This is a genomic window from Pseudorhodobacter aquimaris, assembly GCF_001202025.1.
Lineage (GTDB): Bacteria > Pseudomonadota > Alphaproteobacteria > Rhodobacterales > Rhodobacteraceae > Pseudorhodobacter > Pseudorhodobacter aquimaris.
The window spans coordinates 93,687-118,588 of record NZ_LGHS01000052.1; the positions used below are offsets into that span (position 1 = coordinate 93,687).

The 24,902-nt window shown below is 60.6% G+C and carries 16 protein-coding genes; 7 read left to right on the forward strand and 9 right to left on the reverse strand.

Annotated features, from left to right (window positions below; genetic code table 11):
• Positions 1-3: 3 nt before the first annotated feature.
• The 3 genes from AKU94_RS09135 to AKU94_RS09145 form a co-directional block, all read right to left on the reverse strand.
• Positions 4-657, reverse strand: coding sequence for a YggS family pyridoxal phosphate-dependent enzyme (locus AKU94_RS09135; protein ID WP_050526968.1), 654 nt, complete (start codon positions 655-657; stop codon positions 4-6).
• 38 nt (positions 658-695) lie between these two features.
• Positions 696-1,052, reverse strand: coding sequence for a porin (locus AKU94_RS09140; RefSeq protein WP_050526969.1), 357 nt, complete (start codon positions 1,050-1,052; stop codon positions 696-698).
• Between the two features lie 160 nt (positions 1,053-1,212).
• A complete protein-coding gene (locus tag AKU94_RS09145) occupies positions 1,213-2,175 on the reverse strand; it encodes a porin (protein ID WP_050526970.1) in 963 nt (320 codons plus the stop codon).
• A 419-nt stretch (positions 2,176-2,594) separates the two neighbouring features.
• Between AKU94_RS09145 and AKU94_RS09150 the strand changes: the two genes are divergently transcribed.
• From AKU94_RS09150 to AKU94_RS20385, 7 genes are all read left to right on the forward strand, one after another.
• On the forward strand, positions 2,595-3,131 hold the full coding sequence (locus tag AKU94_RS09150; RefSeq protein ID WP_050526971.1) for a DUF3576 domain-containing protein: 537 nt from the start codon (positions 2,595-2,597) through the stop codon (positions 3,129-3,131).
• A gap of 93 nt (positions 3,132-3,224) precedes the next feature.
• Positions 3,225-5,777, forward strand: a complete 2,553-nt coding sequence (leuS, locus tag AKU94_RS09155; protein WP_050526972.1) for a leucine--tRNA ligase — start codon at positions 3,225-3,227, stop codon at positions 5,775-5,777.
• On the forward strand, positions 5,764-6,252 hold the full coding sequence (lptE, locus tag AKU94_RS09160) for an LPS assembly lipoprotein LptE (protein ID WP_050526973.1): 489 nt from the start codon (positions 5,764-5,766) through the stop codon (positions 6,250-6,252). The genes leuS and lptE overlap by 14 nt, the downstream gene beginning before the upstream one ends.
• Positions 6,249-7,262 carry a DNA polymerase III subunit delta gene (locus AKU94_RS09165; protein ID WP_050526974.1) on the forward strand — a complete coding sequence of 338 codons (1,014 nt, stop codon included), beginning with the start codon at positions 6,249-6,251 and terminating at the stop codon, positions 7,260-7,262. Before lptE ends, AKU94_RS09165 begins: the two co-directional genes overlap by 4 nt.
• Positions 7,259-8,494: an HPP family protein gene (locus tag AKU94_RS09170; RefSeq protein ID WP_050526975.1), complete on the forward strand. Its 1,236-nt coding sequence runs from the start codon at positions 7,259-7,261 to the stop codon at positions 8,492-8,494. The genes AKU94_RS09165 and AKU94_RS09170 overlap by 4 nt, the downstream gene beginning before the upstream one ends.
• Positions 8,495-8,508: 14 nt before the next feature.
• Complete coding sequence (locus AKU94_RS09175) at positions 8,509-9,654, forward strand: TIGR03862 family flavoprotein (protein ID WP_083445025.1); 1,146 nt, start codon at positions 8,509-8,511, stop codon at positions 9,652-9,654.
• 343 nt (positions 9,655-9,997) lie between these two features.
• A complete protein-coding gene (locus AKU94_RS20385; protein WP_050526977.1) occupies positions 9,998-10,954 on the forward strand; it encodes a VPLPA-CTERM sorting domain-containing protein in 957 nt (318 codons plus the stop codon).
• A gap of 101 nt (positions 10,955-11,055) precedes the next feature.
• Here the strand turns inward: AKU94_RS20385 and AKU94_RS09185 are convergent, their stop codons facing one another.
• The 6 genes from AKU94_RS09185 to AKU94_RS09210 all read right to left on the reverse strand — a co-directional run bounded on the left by AKU94_RS09185 (position 11,056) and on the right by AKU94_RS09210 (position 24,899).
• Positions 11,056-11,760, reverse strand: a complete 705-nt coding sequence (locus AKU94_RS09185; protein WP_050526978.1) for a DUF2306 domain-containing protein — start codon at positions 11,758-11,760, stop codon at positions 11,056-11,058.
• A 64-nt stretch (positions 11,761-11,824) separates the two neighbouring features.
• On the reverse strand, positions 11,825-12,466 hold the full coding sequence (locus AKU94_RS09190) for a thioesterase II family protein (protein WP_050526979.1): 642 nt from the start codon (positions 12,464-12,466) through the stop codon (positions 11,825-11,827).
• Entirely contained in the window at positions 12,466-14,088 is a 1,623-nt protein-coding gene (locus AKU94_RS09195; RefSeq protein WP_198144879.1) for a condensation domain-containing protein, read from the reverse strand. Before AKU94_RS09195 ends, AKU94_RS09190 begins: the two co-directional genes overlap by 1 nt.
• Before the next feature lies 1 nt (position 14,089).
• Positions 14,090-21,664, reverse strand: coding sequence for a non-ribosomal peptide synthetase (locus tag AKU94_RS09200; protein ID WP_050526981.1), 7,575 nt, complete (start codon positions 21,662-21,664; stop codon positions 14,090-14,092).
• Complete coding sequence (locus AKU94_RS09205; protein ID WP_050526982.1) at positions 21,661-22,272, reverse strand: phosphopantetheine-binding protein; 612 nt, start codon at positions 22,270-22,272, stop codon at positions 21,661-21,663. Before AKU94_RS09205 ends, AKU94_RS09200 begins: the two co-directional genes overlap by 4 nt.
• Positions 22,233-24,899, reverse strand: coding sequence for a non-ribosomal peptide synthetase (locus tag AKU94_RS09210; RefSeq protein ID WP_050526983.1), 2,667 nt, complete (start codon positions 24,897-24,899; stop codon positions 22,233-22,235). The genes AKU94_RS09205 and AKU94_RS09210 overlap by 40 nt, the downstream gene beginning before the upstream one ends.
• Positions 24,900-24,902: the final 3 nt, after the last annotated feature.

Genomic DNA, 24,902 nt, shown 5'->3' on the forward strand with positions numbered 1-24,902 from the left:
CCCCTATGAGTAATCCCGCGCCCCGAAAATAGCCGACCCAACCCGGATATGGGTCGCCCCGGCGGCAATGGCCGCCTCAAAATCGCTGCTCATCCCCATGGAAAGGCCGGTCAAGCCATTGCGGGCGGCCAATGTGGCAAGGGCGTTGAAATGGGGTGTGCTGTCCTCTCCTTCCGGCGGGATGCACATCAAACCCACAACGGGCAGGTCAAGCCCGCTGGCCGTGGCGATAAAGGCATCGGCATCATCGGGCAAAACACCGGCTTTTTGTGGCTCTGCCCCCGTGTTGATCTGGATGAACAGCTTGGGACACTGACCACGTTGCTGTGCCAGATTGGCCAGCTTTTTTGCCAGGGACGGCCGGTCAAGCGTGTGGATCGCATCAAAAAGATCCATCGCCAGCTTGGCCTTATTGCTTTGCAAGGGGCCGATCATATGCACGTCAAGCGGGCCGAACTCAGCGCGCAGGTCGGGCCATTTGCCTTGCGCCTCTTGCACATAGTTTTCCCCGAACACCTTTTGCCCTTCGGCCAGAACCGCGCGTACGCGGTCAAGTGGCTGAACCTTGGAGACAGCAATCAAGGTTACATCCGCAGGATTACGGTCGGCGGATTTACAGGCAGAAATCAAACGGGCTTGGATGGCAGAAAGGGACATGATGGCGGCCTTTGACGGGTTTTCAGTATATTAGCCAATCAATAGCCCAGCTTGCAACATGGCGCATCCGAGATCGTGGGTCCCTGCAAGGATGTCACAGCGCTTTTGACGCCGCTGCCTGCACGCAGATCGTGCCCACCCGAGGAAATATAGATCTGCGCGCGGGGATCATCGTCAAGGTTAAAGTTGCTGACATCGATATCCATGATCACGCCGTATTCCAGCCCGCCATCGGTGGTCCCGTAAGCATGGGCGGTCATTTGCGCGCCGCTTAGGGCCGCCAAGTCCTGACCGTCAAAGACAAGGCCCATCTTGGCCTCACCCGACAGTTTCATCTCTGCCATGGCGGGGGTGGCGAGCAGGGCAAGGATTGCTGCAAGGGTGGTGAAGTTCATGGCTTGCGCCTTTTATCCGGTATCTGCGTTTTACGATGCCGCAAGGGGGGCGAATTGGCAAGCCGGTGCCTTGGTTCGAGTAGCGGCTGACAAAGCCTGTCGCAGAAAAGAAAAGAGCGGGCACAAGGCCCGCTCTTTCCCCATAAACTAATCGGTTAGATTAGAATGTGAAGGTTACGCCGAAGTCAGCGCGTGTTTCTTTGTCGTCAGCACCAACTTTGGTACCCTGGTTTTCGTCGCCAAGGGATTTAACCTGTGCGAGACCACCGTGTACGGAAGCACCGCCACCGAGGTCGTAAGCAGCGCCGATACCAACCGAAGTCTGGTCGTTCAGGCCCGAAGCGCCGTCAAAGTCAGCTTTGCCAAGACCCAAGGACAATGTCAGTGCGTCCATGGTGTAAGAAGCGTTCAGACCGTATGCTTTTGCATCATAGTCAGTACCACCGATGGAGTGCTCTGCGTCCGAGTAGAGAGCAGCAACTTTAACGCCGGAGAATGTAGCGCCAGCAAATACGGAGATAACTTCTGCATTTTCTGCGCCGATGTTGTGGTCAGCATAGCCGAGACCAACATATGCGTCGCTGAAGTTGTACTTGATGCCAGCTGCATAGCTGTCAACGTCGTCAGCTGCGTGGCTGCCGGAAGCCAACTGGCCGGACAGGGAGAATGTCAGGGCGCCAGTTGCGTATGTGTAGTTTACGTTATGGCTCAGGTCGCGGCCATAGAGGTCTTCCAGCTCGTCGCCAACCAGGGCTTCTGCAACGTCATCAACGTCCAGACCATCCCAGCCGATGTCGGACAGGCCAGCAACTTCGTCAGCTTCAGCAACGGAACCGAAGGACAGTTTGCCGAATGCGCCGGACAAGAACACAGTGGTGTCGTCGTTGTCGACGGTGCCGTTGTTTTCGATGAGGATGTTGGTGTTGAAGCCGAACTGCAGGCCACCATCGGTTTCGCCAGTGCCGTCAACGATCAACTGTACTTCGTTGTGCACTTTCGTGTTTTCGTCGCCTTCGCTGTTGTACTGCAAACCAGCTTTTGCAATCCCGGACATTGCAATGTCTGCCTGGGCCAGGCCAGCAGTTGCGATGAGTGCGGTTGTCGCGATAAGAAATTTTTTCATCGTCTTCCCTCGTGTGTTTTAAAGGTGCTGCCCAACTCGGGGAAATCCAAACTGGGTATGCATGCTTCATCACTGTTTCCCGCCCTTTTTGCAACGCTGACCAGCGGCGCGGCGGGAAACACGTGTCTTGTGGTGCGCCAATGCCACAGTTGATGCATCTGGCGGCCGGATTCGGGCGGGATTGCGGGGGGTAACTGCCCTTGATCGCCCGATTGGACGGATTCGGGCCAAGGGGCGCGACCATGCCCTGCTGCCTACGATTCTATGGTTTTGGGCCTATGGGCCTGTGGGTTGCGGGGCCGGGGATTGCGGGGGGTTTGCGCCTCTTTCGTGCGCGCCCTATAATAGATGCGTTGAAACCCCTTGTTCCAAAGGGGGCGCTAAGCTAGACAAACGGCAAGCAGAGCCGGGAGATCCGTATGAGCCTTTTTCTTCTTCGCGCCACAGTGATGGCTGTGACGGTCGTAGCAACCGCCTCTTGTGGCGGTGGGTTCATGGGTGGCCCCAGTGATCCCGAAGCGGTTCGTGAAGCCGCACAGCGCAACAACGATGCCGAATACAACATGCGCGCAGAGCAGGACGACCTGCTAAAGGTGGGCAAGGAGCGGGGTGGAACCGTCTGGGACCTGTTCCGCAATGCCGATGATCCGAACACCACGGTTGAGGTGAACAAATACATCTGGAACGCCTCGCTGGATATTCTGAACTTCTTGCCGGTTCAGACGGTTGATCCGTTTACCGGCGTGATCGTGACCGGATACGGTGTGCCACCGGGGGGCGGGCGTGCCTATCGCGCCACGGTCTATGTACAGGATCCGGCACTTGATGCGCGGTCGTTGAAGCTGTCGCTGCAAACGCGCGGCGGGGCTTCGGTCAGCCGTGATACCCAGCGCGCCGTTGAGGATGCGATCCTGACCCGTGCGCGGCAGCTGCGGATTCAGGATAGCAAGCTTTAACCTCGCGCGAATTGGGCATTACGGCTGGACGTTACAGGGCCTTGTGGGTTAACTGCACGGGATATTTGATCCCCTGCTAAGAGGCCCGCCGTCATGCCCTATGATCCCGCTGTTATTGAATCCCGTTGGCAAAAGGCCTGGGCTGATGCGGGCGTGTTCACCGCAAAGCACGACACCAGCCGACCCAAGTATTATGTGCTGGAGATGTTCCCCTATCCATCGGGGCGCATCCACATGGGCCATGTGCGCAACTATACCATGGGCGATGTTGTCGCGCGGTATAAAGGGTCGTGCGGGTTCAGCGTGCTGCATCCGATGGGCTGGGATGCCTTTGGGATGCCGGCCGAAAACGCCGCGATGGAGCGGGGCGGCCACCCCAAGGACTGGACCTACGGCAATATCGCGGACATGCGCGGGCAGATGCAGCCTCTTGGCCTGTCGATCGACTGGAGCCGGGAATTCGCGACCTGTGATGTCGAATACTACGGCCAGCAGCAGGCGATGTTCATAGACATGATGGAAAAGGGCTTGGTTTACCGCAAGAATGCCGTGGTGAACTGGGACCCTGTGGATATGACCGTGCTTGCCAATGAGCAGGTGATCGACGGCAAAGGCTGGCGTTCGGGGGCTGTGGTGGAACGGCGTGAACTGACGCAGTGGTTTTTCAAAATCTCGGATTATTCCGCCGAATTGCTTGAGGCGTTGGACGGGCTGGAAAACTGGCCAGACAAGGTGCGCCTGATGCAGGCAAACTGGATCGGGCAATCGCGCGGGTTGCAATTTGCCTTTTCCACCGTGGATGCGCCTGACGGTTTTGATCGTCTGGATGTTTACACAACGCGGCCCGATACATTGCTGGGCGCGTCTTTTGCGGCGATCTCTGCCGATCACCCCCTGGCCAAACATCTGGAACGCCATTCCCCCGAGGTTGCTACATTCGTCAAGGAATGTCGCAAGATCGGCACCTCAGAGGAAGCCTTGGAAAAGGCAGAAAAGCGCGGGCTTGATACCGGCGTGCGGGTACGTCACCCCTTTGATACCGCGGTGGAGTTGCCGGTCTATATCGCGAACTTTGTGTTGATGGACTATGGCACCGGCGCGATCTTTGGCTGCCCCGCGCATGACCCGCGTGATTTTGAGTTTGCGACCAAATACGGCCTGCCGATTCCCCCCGTCTTTGTTCCCGAGGGCACCGAGGAAGAGGCGTTGACCGAGGCCTTCGTGCCGATGAAGTCCGAACCCGTCCGCTATATCCGCGGCTTTGCGGGCAAAGAGGTGCAGACCGGCGCCGATGCGGTCGATGCGGCCATTGATTTTTGCGAATCCAAAGGCGTGGGGCGCGGCGTTACCAATTACCGTCTGCGCGATTGGGGCGTCTCTCGTCAGCGCTATTGGGGGTGTCCGATCCCCGTGATCCATTGTGAGAAATGCGGCGTGGTGCCTGAGGCCAAGGAAAACCTGCCGGTTGAGTTGCCCTATGATGTGACCTTCGACATCCCCGGCAACCCGCTTGACCGGCACCCGACATGGCGCGATTGCTGCTGCCCGAAATGCGGGGCGGCGGCACGGCGGGAAACCGACACGATGGATACCTTCGTGGACAGCTCTTGGTATTATGCGCGCTTTACCTCGCCGCACGCCGCAACGCCAACCGACCCGGCCGAGGCCGATTACTGGATGAACGTCGACCAATATATCGGCGGGGTGGAACATGCGATTTTGCACCTGCTCTATTCGCGCTTCTTTGCACGGGCGATGCATAAGACCGGACATCTGCCTGCCAAGGCGATTGAACCGTTCAACGCGCTGTTCACCCAAGGTATGGTGACACATGAAACCTATGCCACAAAAGGGGCGGATGGCCGCCCGGTCTGGCAATTGCCCGAAGACGTAGAAAAAACCGACAAGGGCGCACATCTGAAAGACGGCACTCCGGTTGAGGTCGGCCCGATCATCAAGATGTCGAAGTCGAAAAAGAACGTGGTCGATCCGATGAATATCATCGCGACTTACGGGGCCGATACCGCGCGCTGGTTCGTAATGTCCGACAGCCCGCCCGAACGCGATGTGGAATGGACAGCCTCGGGCGCCGAGGCGACGGCGAAATACCTCAACCGTGTGTGGGTGTTGAGCGAACGGATCGCGCAAATGTCCGATGCGGCGGGCAAGGGCGATGACGATCTGCTGCGCGCCATGCACCGCATCGCACAGGATGTAACCCAAGCGATTGAGGGCTTTGCCTTCAACAAGGCGATTGCCAAGCTTTATGCGTTCACCAACACGCTGTCGAAATCAGGCGCGGGCAAGCCTGCGATGCAAGAGGCGATGCGCACCCTTGCGCAGCTGATGTCGCCCATGGTGCCGCATTTGGCCGAGGAAGTTTGGGCGCAACAAGGCGGCACCGGCTTGGTCGCAAAGGCCCCTTGGCCACAGCCCGACCCGGCAATGTTGGTGCAAGACACCGTCACTCTGCCGATCCAGATCAACGGCAAACGGCGCGGAGAAATCACCGTGCCTGCCGATATGCCTGCATCCGAGATTGAAAAAAAGGTTCTGGCGGATGATGCTGTGGTAAGGTTCCTTGCAGGTCAGCCTGTAAAGAAACTGATCGTGGTGCCGGGGCGGATCGTCAATGTGGTTATCTAAAGCACTTTTGTTTTGCGTTCTGGCCCTTGCGGCCTGCGGCTTTACCCCGGCCTATGCGCCGGGGGGGCCGGCCGCCAACCTGCAAAACGCGATTCTGGCGGATGAGCCGCGCGACAAACCCGCCTTTGATCTGGTCGAACGCCTCGAAGAGCGGCTTGGCCCCTCTGACGTGCCACGTTTTGCGCTATCTTATAAGATCAAGCTGGACAGTGACGGGGTGGGCATTTCGACCGATAACGCCACCACCCGCTATCATCTGGTAGGCCGCGTGGATTGGCAGCTGACCGATCTGGCCAGCGGGGCGCAGGTTACGGGCGGACAAGCCAGAAGCTTTACCGCCTATTCGGCAACCGGATCGACCGTGGCCGGCTTGGCGGCCGAGGAAGACGCCTCCCTTCGTTTGATGCGCATTCTGGCGGATCAGATCGTCAGCCAGATCCTCGCAACCTCGGCAAATTGGTCCGGCGCGCAATGAACCTCAAGGGGCAACAGGCAGCAAAGTATCTTGCCGCGCCCGATGCCAAAAAGGCCGGGTTGCTGATCTTTGGCGCCGATGCGATGCGGGTGGCGCTTAAGCGGCAAGAGGCGATTCTGGCGCTTGTTGGCCCCGAGGGTGAGGCAGAGATGCGCCTGACCCGCCTGCCCGCCGCTGATTTGCGCCGTGACGGGGCGGCCTTGTCGGATGCAATCCGCTCGCAGGGGTTTTTCCCCGGCGCGCGCGTCGCCTTTGTCGAGGATGCGACCGACGGGCTTGCCCCGCTGTTGGCGGATGCTTTGCGCGAATGGCGGCCCGGTGATGCGGTGATCGTGGTCACGGCGGGCAACCTTACGGGGAAATCCCCGCTGAAAAAGCTGTTTGACGATTCGGGGTCAGCGGTCTCGATCGGGCTTTATGATGATCCCCCCAGCCGCGAAGAGATCGAGGCCGAATTAAAACGCGCCGGTTTGCGTGCGATTTCAACCGAAGCGATGACCGATCTGGGCGTTCTGGCCCGTGCGCTCGATCCCGGTGATTTCCGGCAAACGCTGGAAAAGATCGCGCTCTATCATTGGGGTGTCGATGCGCCACTTGGGTCCGATGCCGTGGCCGCCTGTGCGCCCGCAACAATCGATACCGAAGTGGATGACGTGATCCACGCCGTGGCCGAACGCAACCAGAGACAGGTCGGCGCCTTTATGCGTCGGCTGGAGGGGCAAGGCGTGGCCCCTGTGACCCTCTGTATCGGGGCGATGCGCCACTTCAAGGCGCTGCATGCCGCCGCAACCGATGGCGGCGGTGCGGCCAACGGATTGATGCGGGCACGGGTTTTCGGGCCGCGGCGCGACCGGATGCTGCGGCAATTACAGGGCTGGCGGGTACCGGTGCTGGAATGGGCCTTGGGCGAATTGCTGGAAACCGATCTGACCCTGCGTTCCGCCAGCCGTGCCCCCGCTATGGCCGTGATGGAACGTGCGTTGATCCGGCTTGCGATGGCCCCGAAATGACGCGCTGGGGCCGTATCATGCGTGCTCTTGGCCCTGCCGTTGGGCGCCCGCCCACCCGCGAGATGTTGCGCGCCTGTATCGGCGCGGGTGTCGGCCTGACCTGTTGCACATTTCTTGTCCGGCTAACGATGACCCCTGCGAATGCTGCGGGGCCAGATCCGACCCTGTTGTTGATCGCGCCCTTGGGGGCCACGGCGATGCTGGCCTTTGCCGTGCCGTCCAGCCCCTTGGCACAGCCTTGGGCCGCTGTTGTTGGCAATACGGTTTCGGCATTTATCGGCGTGGTCATGGTGATGCTGGTGGCCGAGCCATGGATGGCGCTTGGCCTGTCTGTCACCTGTGCGATGATCGCGATGATGTTGCTGCGCGCCACCCATCCACCCGCGGCCGGGGTGGCCCTTGGCGCGGTTCTTACGGCGGATGCGGTGCGAGAGGCTGGATTCTCATATGTTTTCAGCCCGGTTTTACTTGATACGGTTTTGCTATTGGCGGTTGCGGTCGTCTATAACCGCATGACGGGGCGGGTTTATCCGTTTCGCCAGCCTGTTGACCACGGACCTCGTACGGTTGAGGGGGCGGGCCTGCGCCCAATGATCAAAAGCGCGGATCTTTCGTCGATCCTGCAACGGCTGCGGCTGGATGTGAACATTGGCCCGGCAGACCTCGCGCGGCTGATCGACGCCGCCCATAGCCTTGCCGCTGAACATCTCTTTGACGGTGTGCGAAGCGCCCAGATCATGACGCGCAAGCTGGTAACGGCCGATCCCCAAATGCCTGTCAGCCAGATCGCCGCACTTTTTCGGCTGCATAAGGTACGAACCCTTCCGGTGATCGGATTCGATGGCGCGTTTCAGGGCCTTGTCAGTGAGGCCGATCTGGTTCGCACCCTGCACAAGCCCGATAGCGCAGGCGACGACAATATGCTCTCACGGCTTTTGCGGGCCAGCCGCGATGTGGTCGAACCCGTCGCCGCAGAGGTCATGGTCACCACAGTTGGCACCGCAACCAAAGACACCCCCTTGGGCGTGTTGGTCGATCTGTTGGCCGAAGGGGACCAGCAGGCCGTTCCCGTTCTCGACGCCGGACGCATGGTCGGGATTATTACCCGCGCCGATCTGGTGGCCGCATTGGCCAGGGCACAATCCGTGGCCGAACTCCCTGCGGATACCCCAGACGAGGATGAGGACGATCCCACGGATACCCTTAACCAAAAGCAGCAAAAGACAACATGACCAATAGCGTTGCCATAGATGCCTTGGTCATTGGCGCCGGTCCCGCAGGTCTGATGGCCGCCGAAGCATTGGCCGATGCCGGGCGCAAAGTCGTAGTGGTAGAGGCCAAACCAAGCCCCGCCCGCAAGTTTCTGATGGCCGGGAAGTCCGGCCTTAACATCACCCATTCAGGCCCGAATTTCGGGGCTGCATTTGACGCCCCTTGGCTGGCCCCCATGCTACATGAATTTGGCCCTGCACAGGTTCAGGAGTGGTGTCACAGCTTGGGGCAGGACCTGTTTACCGGGTCTTCGGGGCGGGTGTTTCCAGTGGCCATGAAGGCCTCTCCACTGTTGCGGGCATGGCTGGGGCGCCTTGCCGTGGCGGGGGTCGAGCTGCGCACCCGATGGCGCTGGACTGGATTTGCGGGCGATGATTTCACCTTTGACACCCCCGATGGCCATGTGGTTGTGAAACCTGCGGTCACCGTTCTGGCCCTTGGCGGGGCTAGCTGGGCGCGACTGGGGTCAGATGCGGCTTGGGTGCCGATGCTGGCGGGGCGCGGCGTGGCGATCAGCCCCTTCCAACCGGCCAATATGGGCTTTGGCATAGGGTGGTCCCCGCATATGGCGCGCCATTTCGGCCAGCCGGTCAAGGCGGCCGCGCTTTGCCTGTCGAACGGACGGCGCGAACGTGGGGAGTTTATAATTTCGTCCAAAGGGTTAGAGGGCGGCGGCATCTATGCGATCAGCCGTGACCTGCGCCAAGGGGCCACCTTGCATCTGGACCTGATGCCCGATCTGCCAGCCGAGGTTATCCGCAGCCGTCTGGCCAAAGGACGGCGTGGCGACAGCATATCGGCACGGCTGCGCAAGCTGGGGCTTCCCCCAGTTGCGATTGCTTTGGTGCAGGAATGGGGGCGACCTTTGCCAGATGATCTGGCGACATTGCTCAAGGCGCTGCCCGTGCCCTTGACCGGCCCCCGCCCGCTGGATGAGGCGATTTCTTCGGCGGGTGGCATTGCGCAAGAGGCCTTGACCGACGAGTTGCAACTGCGCGCCCTGCCCCGGATCTTTGCCTGCGGAGAGATGCTCGACTGGGAGGCACCGACGGGTGGCTATTTGCTGACGGCCTGCCTTGCGACCGGCCTTTGGGCAGGGCGGGCGGCCGCGCAAGTGTGATTCCGGTTGGTCGCAGTAACGACCAGCCTAATGTGACCTTCGGGATGATCTGGCACGTGTCGGCCTTTGGGCGAAAACCCATGGGGACAAAATCACATGGCGGACCCAAAACCGACACCTTGGGCTTGTCCATACCCCATTTCCAACCTGTCAATACGGGGTCTTGGCCGATCTGGGCAAAGGGCGCCGTCAAAATCCTGATTTTGCGATTCCGATATTTCACAACTATTTGATTTAAAGGTGAACGGTTTGTTGACCTCATTAATGATTCATTATACCTGACATAAATAGGCACCTAATCGGCACCCATTCTGTATCCCTAAACTGGAGACTTGAAATGGAAATGTCTAAACTTCTTTCTGCAACAATTATTGCAGGTGCCGCCCTTACAAACACAGCCGCTGCTGCCACGATCGACGTCATCACTGGCGGTTCGGCGACAATCGAATTCACCGCTGATTTTGGCGCTGCTGCGCTGACAACAAACTGGGACTCTAACGAAGCCGGAAATCCCGAGCGCACCGTGAACATCAACGCCACACGCGTAAACGACGATGGCAGCATTGACCGCAGCCAGTTCATCGATGGCGGTGCTTTGCTTTCCCTGAGCCGCGCGACCGCTTATATCTCGCCTGTTGATGCTGATGGTGAAGAGGTTGAATCCTTTGCCTCGGTCAAAGCCTTCTCTTTCCGTGAAACGGACCCAAGCATCACCGACGAGATGAAAAACATCAACTACGTCGCAACCGATGATCCAAACGTTTTCACCGACTACAAGGACCCAAGCGCCTCTTATACTTTGACGGATGAGCAAGTCGCCCTGTTGAACGACAGCGAGCTTCGCCTTTGCTGCACACACACTTTGGGTAGCCTGGAAATCAACACCGCCAATATGACGGTTGACGGCGTGATCGACAGCATCGCAGAGCGTGACATCAACTTTGATGGCGTGATCGATGAGAGCGATGAGTTCCACTTCTTTGACCTGGTTGCGACCGAAGCAGAAGGCGTTTGGGGTCTTAGCCTGACAGAGACTTTGGCATCTTACCTGAACTTTGGCTACACCGAGTATGCTTTTGCCGACGGTCAGGCATTGTTGGACGGTTGGGCCGCGTTGCAGCCCGGTGGCGCTGGCTACCTGAGCTTTGCTGGGGGTGACGTGATCGGCACGGTTTCTTATGCCTATGACACCGGTGTTGTTGTTGCGCCTGTTCCGCTGCCTGCAGGTATGCCGCTGTTGCTTGCGGGTCTGGGTGCAATGGGCTTTGTGCGCCGTCGCCGGAACAAAGCCAACGCCTGATCGCTACGCGTATAAGGTCTAATTCGTAATTATCGAACTTGGAAAAGCCGCCTCTTGGGGCGGCTTTTTGCATCTGGAGCGACCGGCCTGCAGGTTAAGGGTCACCCCCGCGCAGGGCCTCGTTTTTTTCTGGATGCCTCAATAATAAAATATACCTCAAGCAACAGGAGATATCCCAAAAAGAACCCCCACGCCTGAAATTGGTCAAAGGGTCCGGTCATATCGGGGGTTGTTCCCCATCCCCCCGTCAACCTGTCCCAGATCACATAATGCATCCGGTAAAGCCATGAGCTGATGACAAGCACGGACAACCGCCAGCCCCAACGCTCATGCTGTTTCCACTTTTTTGCCCGTCCCAACCGATATGTTTGAACGGCCGCAATGAAAATCAGGATGCCATAAGCGGTTGAGGAGATGTCCATGAACAGTCCCCCCGTTGTGCCGCGCAAACAGGCATAGACGATGCCACCAAATCCGGTGATAAGCCCGAAAACAATCATGGCCCGCCCGTTCCAGCGATGAAACCCGCGTGACATTCGCCGGATCGGGCCAATCAATTGCAGCGGGGCCTGCAACGTCAAAATGGCCCCTGTAACCATATGCAGGAACATGATCCCCGTGACCCAAGGCGCATCTGCGGCGTAAAACGGGTTGAGGCCGCTTAGATCGCGGAGCAAACCAGCGATCCCCATACCGGCAGAGTGACGGACAAAGCCGAACATCAGCAGGAACAACACGACAAGTGCAATCAGCCATCGAGCGGGGCGAAACCGGCGAAGGGCATGGGGAAGGGCGATCTGGTTCATGTTGTGACCTCTGCTGGCCAGTGGGTGCGGATGGTGCAAAGGAGCGTTTTGAATTGCAGTGCGTTCAACATATGCCCGCCGGCGATAGGGTGCAGACAGGCATGTCGGCTGGTATATTCGGACCAATCAGCGGCGCTCTTTGCGTCGACCAGATGGTCATGATCTGCAACGAATACCTCAATGGGACAGGGTAGGCGAAAGCCGCCTTGGGGCGGGCGGTAGGTGCCGCACAGCCGGAATCTGCCCTGAGGCCCGGCTCAAACAGAGCGCGCAGGCCGGCATCATTCAGAATTTCCGGCGGGGTGCCCCCGATACGTGCAATCTGGGCCCAAAATGCCTGACCGTCCAGCGCCAGAATATCCTCGGTGCCTTGGGCAAGGCGATGCGGGGCCAATGCGCCAAGCGTAAAGGCAGCATTGGGGGCTGGCAGACCGCGCGCGACCAGCCGCTCGGCCAGCAAATAGGCAAGGGTGCCGCCCAGCGAATAGCCGAAAATTCCGTATTCTTTGCCCAGTGTCGGGGCCACGCGATCGGCAATATTATCGGCCAGCGTCGCAAGATCAGTCGGGGCCGCTTCGCGAAACAGCGCCTCGCGCCCCGGTATCGCAGGGGCGATCACATTGGGATCATTCTGTTGCCAAGGCCGGAACAGGCTTGGCCCCGCGCCGGCAGGTGGAAGGCAGACCAGTTGGGAAAGATCAGACATCAGAACTCCATTGCGACGGTGTCGTCATCGGGGGTGGCTTCAACGGTGTGGTCAATTTGCAGGGCATCAAGATAAGCGGCAAACTCTGCCAGAACCGGGCGCTCCAACATGGCGCGCACCGTCAGCTCCAGCTCCAGCTCCCGCCGAAGCTGGCTGATCATGCGGGCGGCCATCAAGGAATGCCCCCCCAGCGCAAAGAAATTATCGGTCGCCGCAGGGGCGGGCCGTTTGAGCAGATCGGCCCAGATCGCGGCAAGACGTTTTTCGGTCTCGGTCGCAGGCGCACGAGTTGTCGCAGGTGCGGGCTTCGCGGCGGGTTGCGCGGTTTGGAGGCCACCGATCAGGGCATCAACCGGACCATCCGGCGCGGCCATGATCCGGCCGATCAGGGCTTTGAAACGGTCCGTGAATGTGGCCAGATCTTCATCGGAAAGGACGGTCCGATCATAGCGCAGGATCAGCTTCATCCCCGCCTGTTCCGGCGCGACCAGCAAGGTCAGCGGGAAATGCGTCCACTCATCAAACTCGACCCGGTCCAGCGCGATTTCATGGCCGTCCGTATCCAGAGACAGCGGATAGTTTTCCACCACCAACAGACAGTCAAACAGGGTGCCATGACCGGCCTGAACATCGCGCAGGGCCACATGCTCATGCTGGATGGTGTCCGCCTGTTGTCTTTGCAATCCCCGCAGCCAATCCGCGATGCGGTCTTGGGGTGTGATCTTCAGCCGGACGGGCAGGGCGTTGATGAACAGCCCGACCATTTCCGCCGCGCCGGGCAGGCTGGTGGGGCGGCCGGCGGTGGCACTGCCGAATGTGATGTCATTGCGCCCCAGCCGTTCCGCCACGATCAACCCCAGAACCGCCTGTAGCAAGGTGTTCAGCGTGATGCCCTGATCGGCGCAGAACCGGCTGACCTCTTGTGCCAAGGCAGGGGGGAATGCCCATTCGCTGCGCAAGAATTCAGGTGCCTCACCGGGGCCGCCAAAGGCAAGGCTGGGGCCGGGAACCTCTGCCAGATAATCACGCCAGAACCCGATGGCCGCATCCCGGTCCTGACGTTTGAGCCAGCGGATATATTCCACATAGGGCTGTGGGGGGCGCAGATGGGTTGCGCCGTGGTAATAGGCCATTACATCTTGCAACATGCGCGCCTGTGACCAGCCATCAAGGATGATGTGATGGTGACACAGGATCAGGATGTGCCGGTCCGCTGTGACACGCGCCAGCTGCAATCGCATCAAGGGCGGGCGGCGCAGGTCAAAGGGCGTCTCGCGGTTCTTTTGAAACTGGCGCTGCAATTCGGCCTCGGGATCGCGGCCCTGCCAGTCGAGCTCTTGCCAGGGCAGGGGCAACTGACGGTAGACGACCTGAAAGGGCTCGTCCCGCTCTTCCCAATGGATCGCGCTGCGCAGGGCCGAATGGCGTGCTAGCACGTGTTCCCAAGCGTCGCGCAGCCGTGCGGCATCAATCGGGCCGGTCAGGTGATAGGCCATCTGTGGCATGTAGACGCCCGCCTTATCGGGGGCGATCAAGCTGTGGAACAGGATGCCCTCTTGCAAGGGGGCAAGGGGATAGATGTTCTCGATATTCCGGCGGCGGTCTGTGGTGGTGTTTGTCATGTCAAAGGCTCTGCAATAGGTCATCAAGATCGTCGGCGGCAAAATCCATGTCGGGGAAATCGACAGGGCTTAGGCCCGTGTCCTCGCCCCCCAGACAATGGGCGACCAGCCTGTTCAGGTGGTGGGTGAAATCATTGGCCAAGGCCTCGATTGTGGCGGCTGCGATCATGTCACCGGGATAGTTCCAGCCGATGCGCAGCCCGTCGGGTGCGGCCAGCGCGTTAATCTCCAGCACTGTGTCGCGCGGGTTTGCACCGGCACGCGCAGGGCCCGCGCCTTCATCTGCGGGGTGGAACAGGCTGTCGGCCCCCAGAATGGCGCCGGCCTGTCCCAGATAGTTGAACCGGATATCCCCGCCCCCGTCCGACAGGTCATTGTGCAAATAGCGCAAAACCCCGAAACCGACCCCGCCGCTTGGCACGCTGCGCAGGGTTTCCTTGACACCGCGCAAGGCATCACCGGCCGCCCCATCCGGCGGGCTTTGCAGGATGAGGGGATAAAGCGCCGTCAGCCAGCCCACCGTGCCGCTCAGGTCCAGCGTGTCTTCGGCAATGCGCCCATGGCTTTCCATTTCAATCCGTGTGGCGGTGTGGCCGGTCCAGTCGTGCAGGGCCAATGCCAGTGATGCCAGCATCAATTCCTCGCTGGTGACCGGATAGGCGGCAGGCACATCTTGCAAGATCTGTCGGCTCAGTGTGCTATCCAATCGCGTTTCATGGCGCTTGGCTGTTGCCTCGGTGTTCTGGGCCCTGGTGTTTTGGCCGTCGGGGGCGTCAAGCGGCAAGCGGGCACTCGGCACCGCAAGCACCTCTTGCCAATAGCTGCGCTGGGTCTTGAAGGTACCGGCATTTTGCAGATGGGCCGCCCAAGTCCCAACCGGTGTGGACCGGCGGCGGGTCGGGGTTTCGCCCCGTTCCAGCGCGTCGTAAATCCGTTGCAGATCGGCCATCAGGATGCGCCAGGATACACCGTCAACAAGCAGGTGATGCGCCACGACCACAAGGCGCTGGCCACCCTCGGCAAGGTCGCATAGGGCCGCGCCCCACATCGGCCCATTGGCCAGATCAAAGCCTTGTTGCAAACCTTGCGCGGCATTGCTGACATCACCAGAGGCGCGCGTCAGATAAGGCTGGTCCTGAACAGGTGCGATGATCTGTGCCCAGATGCCATCCGTGCAGGTAAACCGCGCCCGCAATGCCGCGTGCCATTCAGACAGATGGCCCAAGGCCCGGTCCAGAATGTCGGGGTCCAATGGCCGTGTCGGGGTGACGACAACCGCCTGATTCCAGTGCTGCGCCTGCGGCAGGTCGCGGCTCAGGAACCAATGCTGCACGGGGGTCATTGCTTGCGGGCCGGTGACGGGGCCGGCGGCGTGATCGACGGTATCACGATCTTCGGCGGCGGCGGCCAGTTCGGCAAGGGTCGGGAACTGGAACAGATCGCGCGGCGTCAGGGCAATGCCGAGATCACGCGCTTCTGCGACCACCTGAATCGCCAGAATGGAATCCCCGCCGATGCTGAAAAACCCTGCGTTTCGCGTGATGGCATCGCGGCCCAATACGCGTTTCCAGATCGCGGCAAGCCGGCTCTCCAACCCCGGCAGGGGCATCTCGTCATCCGTCTGCTGCATCGGGTCATCCCCGGCTGGCGCGGGCATGGATTTGCGGTCCAGCTTGCCATTGGGCAAACGCGGCAAGGCGGCGGCGATGACAAATTGCGTGGGCACCAGATGGGCGGGCAGACGTTTTGTCAGCTCTGCGACTAGATCGGATTGTAGCGCGTCCCCCTCGACCCATGCGGTCAGACGCGCGGGCCGGTCGGGTGCCTGCCAAAGGTCGACCACGGCGGCGATCACACCATCCAATGTGCTGAGCGCGGCCTCTACCTCGCCCGGCTCTATGCGGAAACCGCGGATTTTAAGCTGCCGGTCCCCGCGCCCGAAATAGTCGATCGAGCCGTCTGCGGTGCGCCGCACGCGGTCGCCGGTGCGGTACATCACCGGCGCGCTGCCGTCACCGTCAAAGGGGTTGGGCAGGAACCGTTCCGCAGTCATCCCCGGCCGGTTCCAATAGCCACGGCCAACCCCTTGCCCCGCCAGATAAAGCTCTCCTGCCATCCCTACGGGAAGCTGTTGCAACTGTTCGTCCAGAATATAGGCCTGTGTGCCCGCGACCGGATGGCCCAGATTAAAGCGCGCAAACCCGCGCCGCACATCCATGCCTGTGGAAAAGGTCGTATCCTCTGACGGGCCGTACAGGTGGACGAAACGATCAACGGCTTCGGTCATTTTCCGGGCCAATGCGGGTGAGGGGGTCTCACCGGCAAGGCAAACGGTGCGCACGGATCTGGGCAATGGCCCCAGCCGGATCAGCTCTGCCATGGGGGTGGGAACGGTGTTGATCAGTGTCACCTGATCGGCAAAAGGGGCCGAGGGCAGGGCAAAGAGATCCTCAACCATGAACAGCGTGCCGCCCAGCGAGAGGGTGGCGAAAATCTCAAAGACCGACAGATCAAAACAGACCGAGGTGGAGCCAAGAACGCCTGCCAGCTCTTCCTTGCTGAATGTGCGTTCGGCCCAGCAAACCAATGCCACCGCGTTGCCGTGGGTCAAGGCCACGCCCTTTGGCTTGCCGGTCGAGCCCGAGGTATAGATCAAATAGGCGAGATCATCCTGTGTTGTGACACAGGGGGTTGGCATTTGTGGCGGGCGCCCCTGCCAAAATCCGGCCAGACCAAGTGTGTTTGTGCCATCGTGATCGCCAAGGATCAGGGACAGGGTCGCATCCTCGGCAACATAAGCGATGCGTTCAGCCGGGTAATTGGGATCAAGCGGAACATAGGCCGCGCCCGTTTTCAGCACCCCGAGGATTGCCGCAACCAGATCCACCCCGCGCCCCAAGGCGACCCCGACACGGTCACCCGCCCCGATACCACGGGTTTGCAAATATGCGGCCAATGTGTTGCTGCGCGCCTCCAGCGCCTCATAGGTGAGGGCGCCCGAGGTATCCTGAACGGCGATCCGCGTCGGGACCTGCGCCGCACAGGCCGCGACCAAGCCATGTAGCGTGTCGGTATCTGCCACCGGCAGGCGTCCGGTATCGTTCCAGCGCGCGATGGTTTGGGCCTGTTCAGGGTGCAACATCGACAGGCTGCTGATCGGTGCATCGGGGGTGTCGAAAAGTGACAGGATAAGCGCCTCAAAGGATTGCGCCATATTCGAGGCTGTTTCTGGCAGGAAAAGATCGCGGCGGTATTCCAGCCGCAGCGCCAGATCCTCACCCCGGTCCAGCACGGCCAGATGCAAATCCGTTTTGGCCGATGTGGCGGGCATGGCCAAAGGCGCCCATTCCGGCCCCTCATGCGCGGGCCTTTGGGCCTGAACCCGCCACGAGAACATCGCCTGAAAGACGGGGTTATGGCTCCATGTGCGGTCGGGTGCCAAAGCCTCTACCACTTTTTCAAAGGGCGTGTCCTGATGGCCGAAGCCGTCCAGAACCCGCTGGCGACAATCGGCCAGCAGGGCGGTGAACCCGGCCTTGTCATCCGTGCGCAACCGCAGCGCCAGCGTGTTGACGAACATCCCGATCAATTGGTCCAGATCAGGATGGGGGCGGGTGCTGATCGGGGTGCCGACGACCACCTCTTCGGTCTCGGCAAAACGGCCAAGAAAAGCCGCAAAACCCGCAAGCAGCACCATATAGGGCGTCGCACCCGTTTGTGCCGCCAAGGCGCGCAAGCCCGCAAGCGCGGGGCCTGACAGGGTGAAATCAACATTCCCGCCGGAAAAATCCTGCTGTGCGGGGCGTGGGAAATCGGTCGGAAGCTCCAGCAACGGCGGCGCGCCGCGCAGGTGATCGAGCCAATATTGGCAACCCTCGCTGAAATCCTGACCTGCTTGCCATGCCGCATAATCCGCATATTGCAGCGGCAAGGGATCGGGCCGCCACGCAGGCTCTTTGGTCAGCGCGTTATAGCCCTCCATCAATTCACCAAGCGCCAGTTGCACACTGGCAGCATCCGCGATGATGTGATGCATGACCATCAACAGGACATGGTTCTCGGCATCCGTGGACAAAAGATCAAGCCTGACAAGCGGTCCCTGTGCCATATCGAAGGGGGTTTGCACCTTGGCCGATAACACCGAGGCCATGGCATCCTCGTTTATTGTTGCAACGTTCAGGGTCGGATCTGTTGCACTGCGGGCCGCATGCCGTGGTGTCCCGTCTATGGCAGGATAGGCCGATCGCAAAATCTGGTGTCGGTTGCATAAGGCGGCAAAGGCGCGGGCCAAGCGCGCGCTGTTGACTGTACCCTTCAGGCGCAGTGCCGACGGAATATGATAGGCGGTTTGATCCGGGTCCAGTGACGCCAATGCCCATTGACGCGATTGCGCATGGGACAGTGGCGGCATGGCCTCTGGCGCAAGGCGGGGGATCGGATCACGGGGCACATCCCGCAAGATCCCCACCTGATCCAAAGCACGGGTATAGGCGCCAAGGCGGGGGTTTTCAAACAACAGGCGCAGCGGTAGGGCACGCGGGCCGTCATGGTCCAGCCGCGCCACCATGCGCATCGCCAGCAAGGAATGCCCGCCAAGACCAAAGAAGTCATCCTCCGGCCCCGGTGCGTCAATGCCCAGAACCTCGGCCCAGATTTTCGCCAGCATGGTTTCGGCTCCGGTTGTTGTCTGTGTTGATGCGGCCTGCGTGTCTGGCGCAGGCAGGCGCAGCCGGTCAACCTTGCCGCTTGCGTTCAGCGGAAAGCTGTCGAGGAACACAAAAGCCGACGGCATCATATAGGCCGGAAGATGCGCCCCGAGATGCCTGCGCAAACGGTCTTGCAGGTCGGGTTCATCATTGGCACGGCAATAGGCGACCAGCATGGCCGCATCGCCCTCGCCCAAAAGTATCATCGCCGCCTGTTCGACCGCAGGATCCTGGGTCAGCAATGTCTCGATCTCGCCCGCTTCGATCCGGAACCCCCGCAGCTTGAGCTGAAAGTCGATCCGCCCGAGATAGATGATTTCCCCCTCGGCAGTTATCTTTGCACGGTCGCCGGTCCGATACAGACGTTGGCCATCGCGGGTGATGAATTTTTGCGCGGTCAGCTCCGGCCTGTCCAGATAGCCGGGTGAAAGGCCGTCACCACCGATCAGGATCTCACCCGCCACGCCGGGGGGGCAAGGGCGACCATCGGCATCCGCGATGTGTATCCAGGTGTTGGCGATTGGGCGGCCCAAAGGGATTTGCCTGCGGCCGATATCATCCGCCGTAATCTCGGCGCAGGCCGACCAGATTGTGGTCTCGGTCGGGCCATAGAGGTTGAACAAACGCCCGTCCCCACCCAGCAAGCGTTGGGCAAGGGCCATATCCAGCGCCTCCCCCCCGCAAAGCATCTTAAAGCCCGCCGGGGCCTGCCAGCCCTCTTCGACCAACAGCCGCCAGCTTGAGGGCGTGGCCTGCATCATCGTCGCATCCACCCGTTCCAAAAGCCGCGACAGGGCCAAGCCGTCAATCACGTCAAACGCGTCCGCGATCACCAACGTGCCACCCGACAAAAGCGGCAAGAACAGCTCCAGCCCCGCGATGTCGAATGCGGGCGTGGTGACGCTGACCAAACAATCCTGCGCGGTCATGCCGGGGCTGCGCGCCATGCTGGTCAACAGGTTCACCAGACTGCGTTGCCGGATCGGCACGCCCTTGGGCCGCCCCGTGGTGCCAGAGGTAAAGATGACATAGGCCAGATCCTCACCTGTAATCACCCGCAAGGGGGGGGTGTCGGCACAGGCGTTTATGGCGTCGCGGCTGGCCTCAAGGTCCAGATAGGGGCATTCGGATGGCACAGGCGGCGCACCTGCGCCGATCAGCAAGACGGGTTTGCTGTCTTGCAAGATATCACGCAACCGTTGCGGCGGATGGGTCGGGTCCAGCGGAATATAGGGCGCGCCCAGTTTGAGCAGCGCCAAAAGTGTGACCACCAGATCAGCCGTGCGGGGCAGGCAAACGGCCACCCTGTCGCCGGTCTGCACCTTGGGGTCCAGATATTGCGCCAAACGGTTGGCGGTGGCGTCAAGCTGCGCATAGGTCAGACGGGTATCCCCTGCGACCAGGGCCGTTGCCTCCGGCTGTTGCGCGGCCTGTGCAATGAGGCTTGCAAGATCAAAATCGGGTATGGCGCGATCGGTGGCATTGAACGCCAAAAGCCTCTGTTTGTCGGTGGCTGTAAACAGGTCGATATCGGCCAGCTTGCAATCGGGCGCCCCGGTCGCCGCCTCAAGAATGCGGATATAGTCATCAACCATCCGCTGTGCCGTTTCGGGCCGGAACAGTGCCGTGGCATATTCCAGAACGCCGCTGATTTTCTCTCCGATGAACATATCGAGGCAAAGGTCGAACCGTGCCGTTTTCGCAGGCAGGATGACGGTCTCAAGTGTCAATCCCGTTAGTGTCGCCGTGTCCGGCTGCTTTTCATGCAGGTTGAACATGGATTGAAACAGCGGCGCATGGGCTAGGCTGCGTTCGGATACGGTGGCATCAACCACCTGCTCAAATGGCAGCTCTTGATGGGCCATCGCCCCTGTGATTTGCCTCTGCATCCGCGCCAGCAGGTCGTCAAAACTGTCATCCGCCGCCACAGTGCAACGGATCGCTAATGTATTGACGAAATAGCCGACCAGCCCTTGCAGCTCGGCACGGTCGCGGTTGGATACGGTGGTGCCGATGCAGATATCCTGCGCGCCGCTATAACGGTGATGCAGAATATGAAATCCGGCCAGCAAAAGGGTAAAGGGCGTGACCGCACGGGCCTTGGCAAGGCCGCGCAGGCGCGAGACCAAACCATCGGGCAGATCAAAACGCAGCCGCCCGCCGACATAATCTTGCTGTTTGGGGCGCATAAAATCCGTGGGCATGTCCAGTAATGGCGCAAGCCCGTGGAGCGTCTCTTGCCAAAAGGCAAGTTGCCCTTTCAGATCCCGGCTTCGCTGTGCCAGCGCATGATCGGCAAATTGTAAGGGCAGCGGGGGCAGGGATTTACCCTCATAAAGGGCGGTGAACTCTGCGATCATGACCTGAAGCGAATGGTAATCGGCCACGATGTGATGCACCGCAATGGCCAGAACATGATGGCGGTCATCCAGCCGGAACAAGGCGGCGCGCAACACCGGACCTTTGACCAGATCAAAGGGGCGTGCGGCGAAACCGGCCAAGGCTTTTTGTAGGGCGGGTTCCGCGATATCGGCGGTTTCCAGTGCCACGGGCGCAGCTGCCCCGATGGATTGCACAACCGCGCCGTCGTGATCGGTGAAGAGGGTACGCAAGGGCTCATGGCGGGCCACTATCCCGTCCAGCGCGGCCTGAAGCCGGGCGGGGTCAAGATCCCCGCGCAGACGCAGGGCGGCGGCGATGGTATAGGTCGACTGGCCCGGTTGTAGCTGGTCGATGAACCACAGACGTTGTTGGGCCGCGCTAAGCGGGGCATGGCGGGGCCGCGTATCGGGGCGGGTCTGTTTCATCATTTTTGCCAATAGGGCGCGTTTGGCGGCCGGATCAAGCGTGGTGGTGTCTTGGGGGTTCATGCCTGTTCCTCTGTTGTATTGGGGGCCATCTGCGCCAGCAAAGCGTCAACTTCGGCATCGCTTAGCCCTTCGGTCGGATCGGAAGATTGTGGGGCGTCGGGCACCTGCCCGACTGCTTCATCCAGCAGGGCGGCCTGTTTGCGCGGTGTCAGCGCGTTGAACATCTGGCCCAATGTCAGCTGAACGGTGAATTCCTGTTGCAAGCGGGCCAGCAGGCGCATCGCCAGCAAGGAATGCCCCCCAAGCGCGAAAAAGTCATCCTCGGCCCCGATCCCGGACTGGTCCAGAAACTCCTCCCAGATCGCGATGACCCGCTGTTCGGTCTCGGTTTCGGGCGCAACATGGCGACGGTGTTCGACCCCTGCAAAGGCATTGAGGGTGGGCCGGTCCACCTTGCCATTGGGCATGCGGGGCAGAGTGGTGTGGAGCTGCCAAAGCGTTGGCACCATATGGGCCGGAAGCTGTGCCGCCAAAAAGTCGCGCAGGGTTTCGGGCGCAACGCTCTGCCCCGGCAACGGGGCAATATGGGCGATTAGCTGACGGTCGATATCGGCAGGCGCGCCTGTGATCAGAACCACGGCCTCGGCCACATCGGGGTGGGTCTCCAACCGGTTCTCGATCTCGCCGACTCAATACGTTGGCCGCGCAATTTTGCCTGCGTGTCGATGCGGTCCAGAATATCAATGCGCCCGTCCACCCGCCAACGCCCGCGATCACCGCTACGGTAGAGCCGTGCGGTCTCCCCATCCTGAAACGGGTCTGGCAAGAACCGTTCGGCTGTCAGCTCGGGCCGGTTCAGATAGCCGCGCGCAAGGCCGGCCCCCGCGACGCAAAGCTCTCCGGCAAGGCCCGTGGGCATCAGCGCGCCGTTGCGGTCCAGCACATAGATGCGCGACCCCGGAAAGGGGCGGCCGATGGGCATCGGGCGTTCGGGCTCATTTTGCACCGGATTGCCGGCGTCATAGATGGCGTCTTCGGTGGGGCCATAGAGGTTGTTGATGGTCCTGAGCTGCGGAAACTCCAGCAACCGGTCCAGCAAAGCGGGGGGGAAAAACTCTCCGGCAAGGTTGATGCAGCGCACCGATGCGGGCAGGTCGTTGTGTTTGACCAATTCGCGCAACAGGCTTGGCACCGTGTTCAACAAGGTCACACCGGCATCAGCAGGCAGGTCGAGCAAGCTTTGCGCCATCACCATCCGCCCGCCATTGGCCAGTGTGGCAAAGATCTCAAACAATGACAGGTCAAAGGAAACCGAGGTCGCAAAAAGAACGCCGGTAAGGTCTTGTGGTTCAAACACCGTGCCGGCCCAAGCGACGCGCGACAGGATATTGCGATGCTCCAACGCCACACCTTTTGGCTGGCCGGTGGAGCCTGATGTATAGATGATCACCGCCAGATCCGCACCTTTGCCACGTGGCATCGGCGCGGGGGCAGGGGGCAGGTCATGGATATTGACCGCAAGGGTATCGCCAACCGTATCCACGCCGCCATCGGTCAGGATCAGCCCAACACCCGCATCCTGCGCCATATAGGCAATGCGCACAGCAGGATAGGCCGGATCAAGCGGGACATAGGCGCATCCGGCCCGCAAGACCCCGAGGATCGTCGCCACCAGATCGGGCCTGCGCGCCATTGATATCCCGATACGGGATTGAGCAGGCATATCGCGCTGATCCAAGGCCGCCGCAATAGCGCCCGACCGCGCATCAAGATCACGGTAGGTGATTTCCTGCTGCCCATCGGTAATGGCGATGGCGTCAGGGGTCCGGCCTGCCTGATCCAGGAATGCCTGATGCAAGGTCTCGGCGTGCTGTGGCAAGGCGGGGCCGGTGGCCAGAGAGACCATCTTACGGGCCTCATCCGCGTCCAGCATGGCAAGCCGTGACGCAGGGCATTTGGGGTCATCCAGCGCCGCCCGCAGCAGATTGATGAAATGCACGCTCATCCGCGAAATGATCTCGGGGTCATAGAGGTCGGCGCGATATTCCATCCGACCGGAAAGGGCCGCACCGTCATCCTCTAGGTTCATCCGCAATTCGTATTTGGTGGTACGATCCTGACGGGCCAGACGTTCCAGACGGACTCCGTGGATCTGATCTGGCAGCCGTTCAGCCTGTTGCAGGTCGAATTTCGCGCGAAACAGCGGGATCATCTCGCCACCGGAGCGGTCGGGGTTCAGGGCTTCGACCACTTGATCCAAAGGCACATCCTGATGCGCAAAGGCATCGCGCAAGACCTGCCGGGTGCGGCTAAGGATCGTGTCGAAATCAGGATTTCCCGACAGATCACAGCGCAGGGCCAAAGTATTGACCAGCGGCCCGATCATCGCTTGGGCCTCATGGCTGTCGCGGTTGGATATATCGCTGCCGACGGTAATGTCATCGCTATCGCAATAGCGGTACATCAACAGGTTGAACCCCGCGAGCAACAGGGTGAACAGGCTGACGCCGCGCTGCCTTGCCTCTTGGCGCAGGGCCGCGCTCAGGTCATCGGGCAGGGTAAATTCATGTGTCGCACCAAGGGGCGTATCACCACGGCGTTTACGCGGTAGATCTAGGGCTTGCGCGTCGCGTAGTGTGTCCTGCCACCATTGGATTTGCGTATCCAGACCGGTAACCTGTGTGCTGCGTTGCCGCTCTGCATAATCGGGCATTTGCAGTCCGGGCGGGGGCAGCGGATCAACCTCATCGCGGCAAGCCGCATCATAGAGGACGGCCAGTTCGCGGACCATTACCCCCATGGACCAACGGTCAGCCATGATGTGATGCAATCCGATGGCAAGGATGGCATCCTCGGGCGCCTCGCGCAGCAGGGCGGCGCGCATTGGCACCTGCGTCAGATCGAAAGGCGGCTCTATGATCCGTGTCATCGCGGCTGTGGCATCTGCGCAATCGATCAGGGCAAGCCGTGGCGGGGTGCCGGGCATTTGTTGCGGGGTGCCATCCGCATCAAGCCGGTAACAACTGCGCAGGGCTGCATGGCGGGCGACCAACCCGTCAAACGCCCTTTGCATTGCACTGGCATCCAGCGGGCCGCGCAAACGCAGGGTGATCGCCATATTATAGGCGGTGTTTTCCGGCTCAAGCTGTTGGACGAACCACAGCCGTTGCTGGGCAAATGACAGCGGCGCGGGGGCTTGTGGATCCCGCGCGGGGGCGGCGCTCCGGCGACGTTTTTGCAGCAACGCACGTTGCGCGGGGGTCAGGCGGGCAAGTTTGCTGGCGATATCACTCATGGC

What these genes read in the sequence shown, in the direction of transcription:
- AKU94_RS09135 (WP_050526968.1), bottom strand. Translation starts at nt 657, where the DNA reads ATGTCCCTTTCTGCCATCCAAGCCCGTTTGATTTCTGCCTGTAAATCC.
- AKU94_RS09140 (WP_050526969.1), bottom strand. Translation starts at nt 1,052, where the DNA reads ATGAACTTCACCACCCTTGCAGCAATCCTTGCCCTGCTCGCCACCCCC.
- AKU94_RS09145 (WP_050526970.1), bottom strand. Translation starts at nt 2,175, where the DNA reads ATGAAAAAATTTCTTATCGCGACAACCGCACTCATCGCAACTGCTGGC.
- AKU94_RS09150 (WP_050526971.1), top strand. Translation starts at nt 2,595, where the DNA reads ATGAGCCTTTTTCTTCTTCGCGCCACAGTGATGGCTGTGACGGTCGTA.
- leuS (WP_050526972.1), top strand. Translation starts at nt 3,225, where the DNA reads ATGCCCTATGATCCCGCTGTTATTGAATCCCGTTGGCAAAAGGCCTGG.
- lptE (WP_050526973.1), top strand. Translation starts at nt 5,764, where the DNA reads ATGTGGTTATCTAAAGCACTTTTGTTTTGCGTTCTGGCCCTTGCGGCC.
- AKU94_RS09165 (WP_050526974.1), top strand. Translation starts at nt 6,249, where the DNA reads ATGAACCTCAAGGGGCAACAGGCAGCAAAGTATCTTGCCGCGCCCGAT.
- AKU94_RS09170 (WP_050526975.1), top strand. Translation starts at nt 7,259, where the DNA reads ATGACGCGCTGGGGCCGTATCATGCGTGCTCTTGGCCCTGCCGTTGGG.
- AKU94_RS20385 (WP_050526977.1), top strand. Translation starts at nt 9,998, where the DNA reads ATGTCTAAACTTCTTTCTGCAACAATTATTGCAGGTGCCGCCCTTACA.
- AKU94_RS09185 (WP_050526978.1), bottom strand. Translation starts at nt 11,760, where the DNA reads ATGAACCAGATCGCCCTTCCCCATGCCCTTCGCCGGTTTCGCCCCGCT.
- AKU94_RS09190 (WP_050526979.1), bottom strand. Translation starts at nt 12,466, where the DNA reads ATGTCTGATCTTTCCCAACTGGTCTGCCTTCCACCTGCCGGCGCGGGG.
- AKU94_RS09195 (WP_198144879.1), bottom strand. Translation starts at nt 14,088, where the DNA reads ATGACAAACACCACCACAGACCGCCGCCGGAATATCGAGAACATCTAT.
- AKU94_RS09200 (WP_050526981.1), bottom strand. Translation starts at nt 21,664, where the DNA reads ATGAACCCCCAAGACACCACCACGCTTGATCCGGCCGCCAAACGCGCC.
- AKU94_RS09210 (WP_050526983.1), bottom strand. Translation starts at nt 24,899, where the DNA reads ATGAGTGATATCGCCAGCAAACTTGCCCGCCTGACCCCCGCGCAACGT.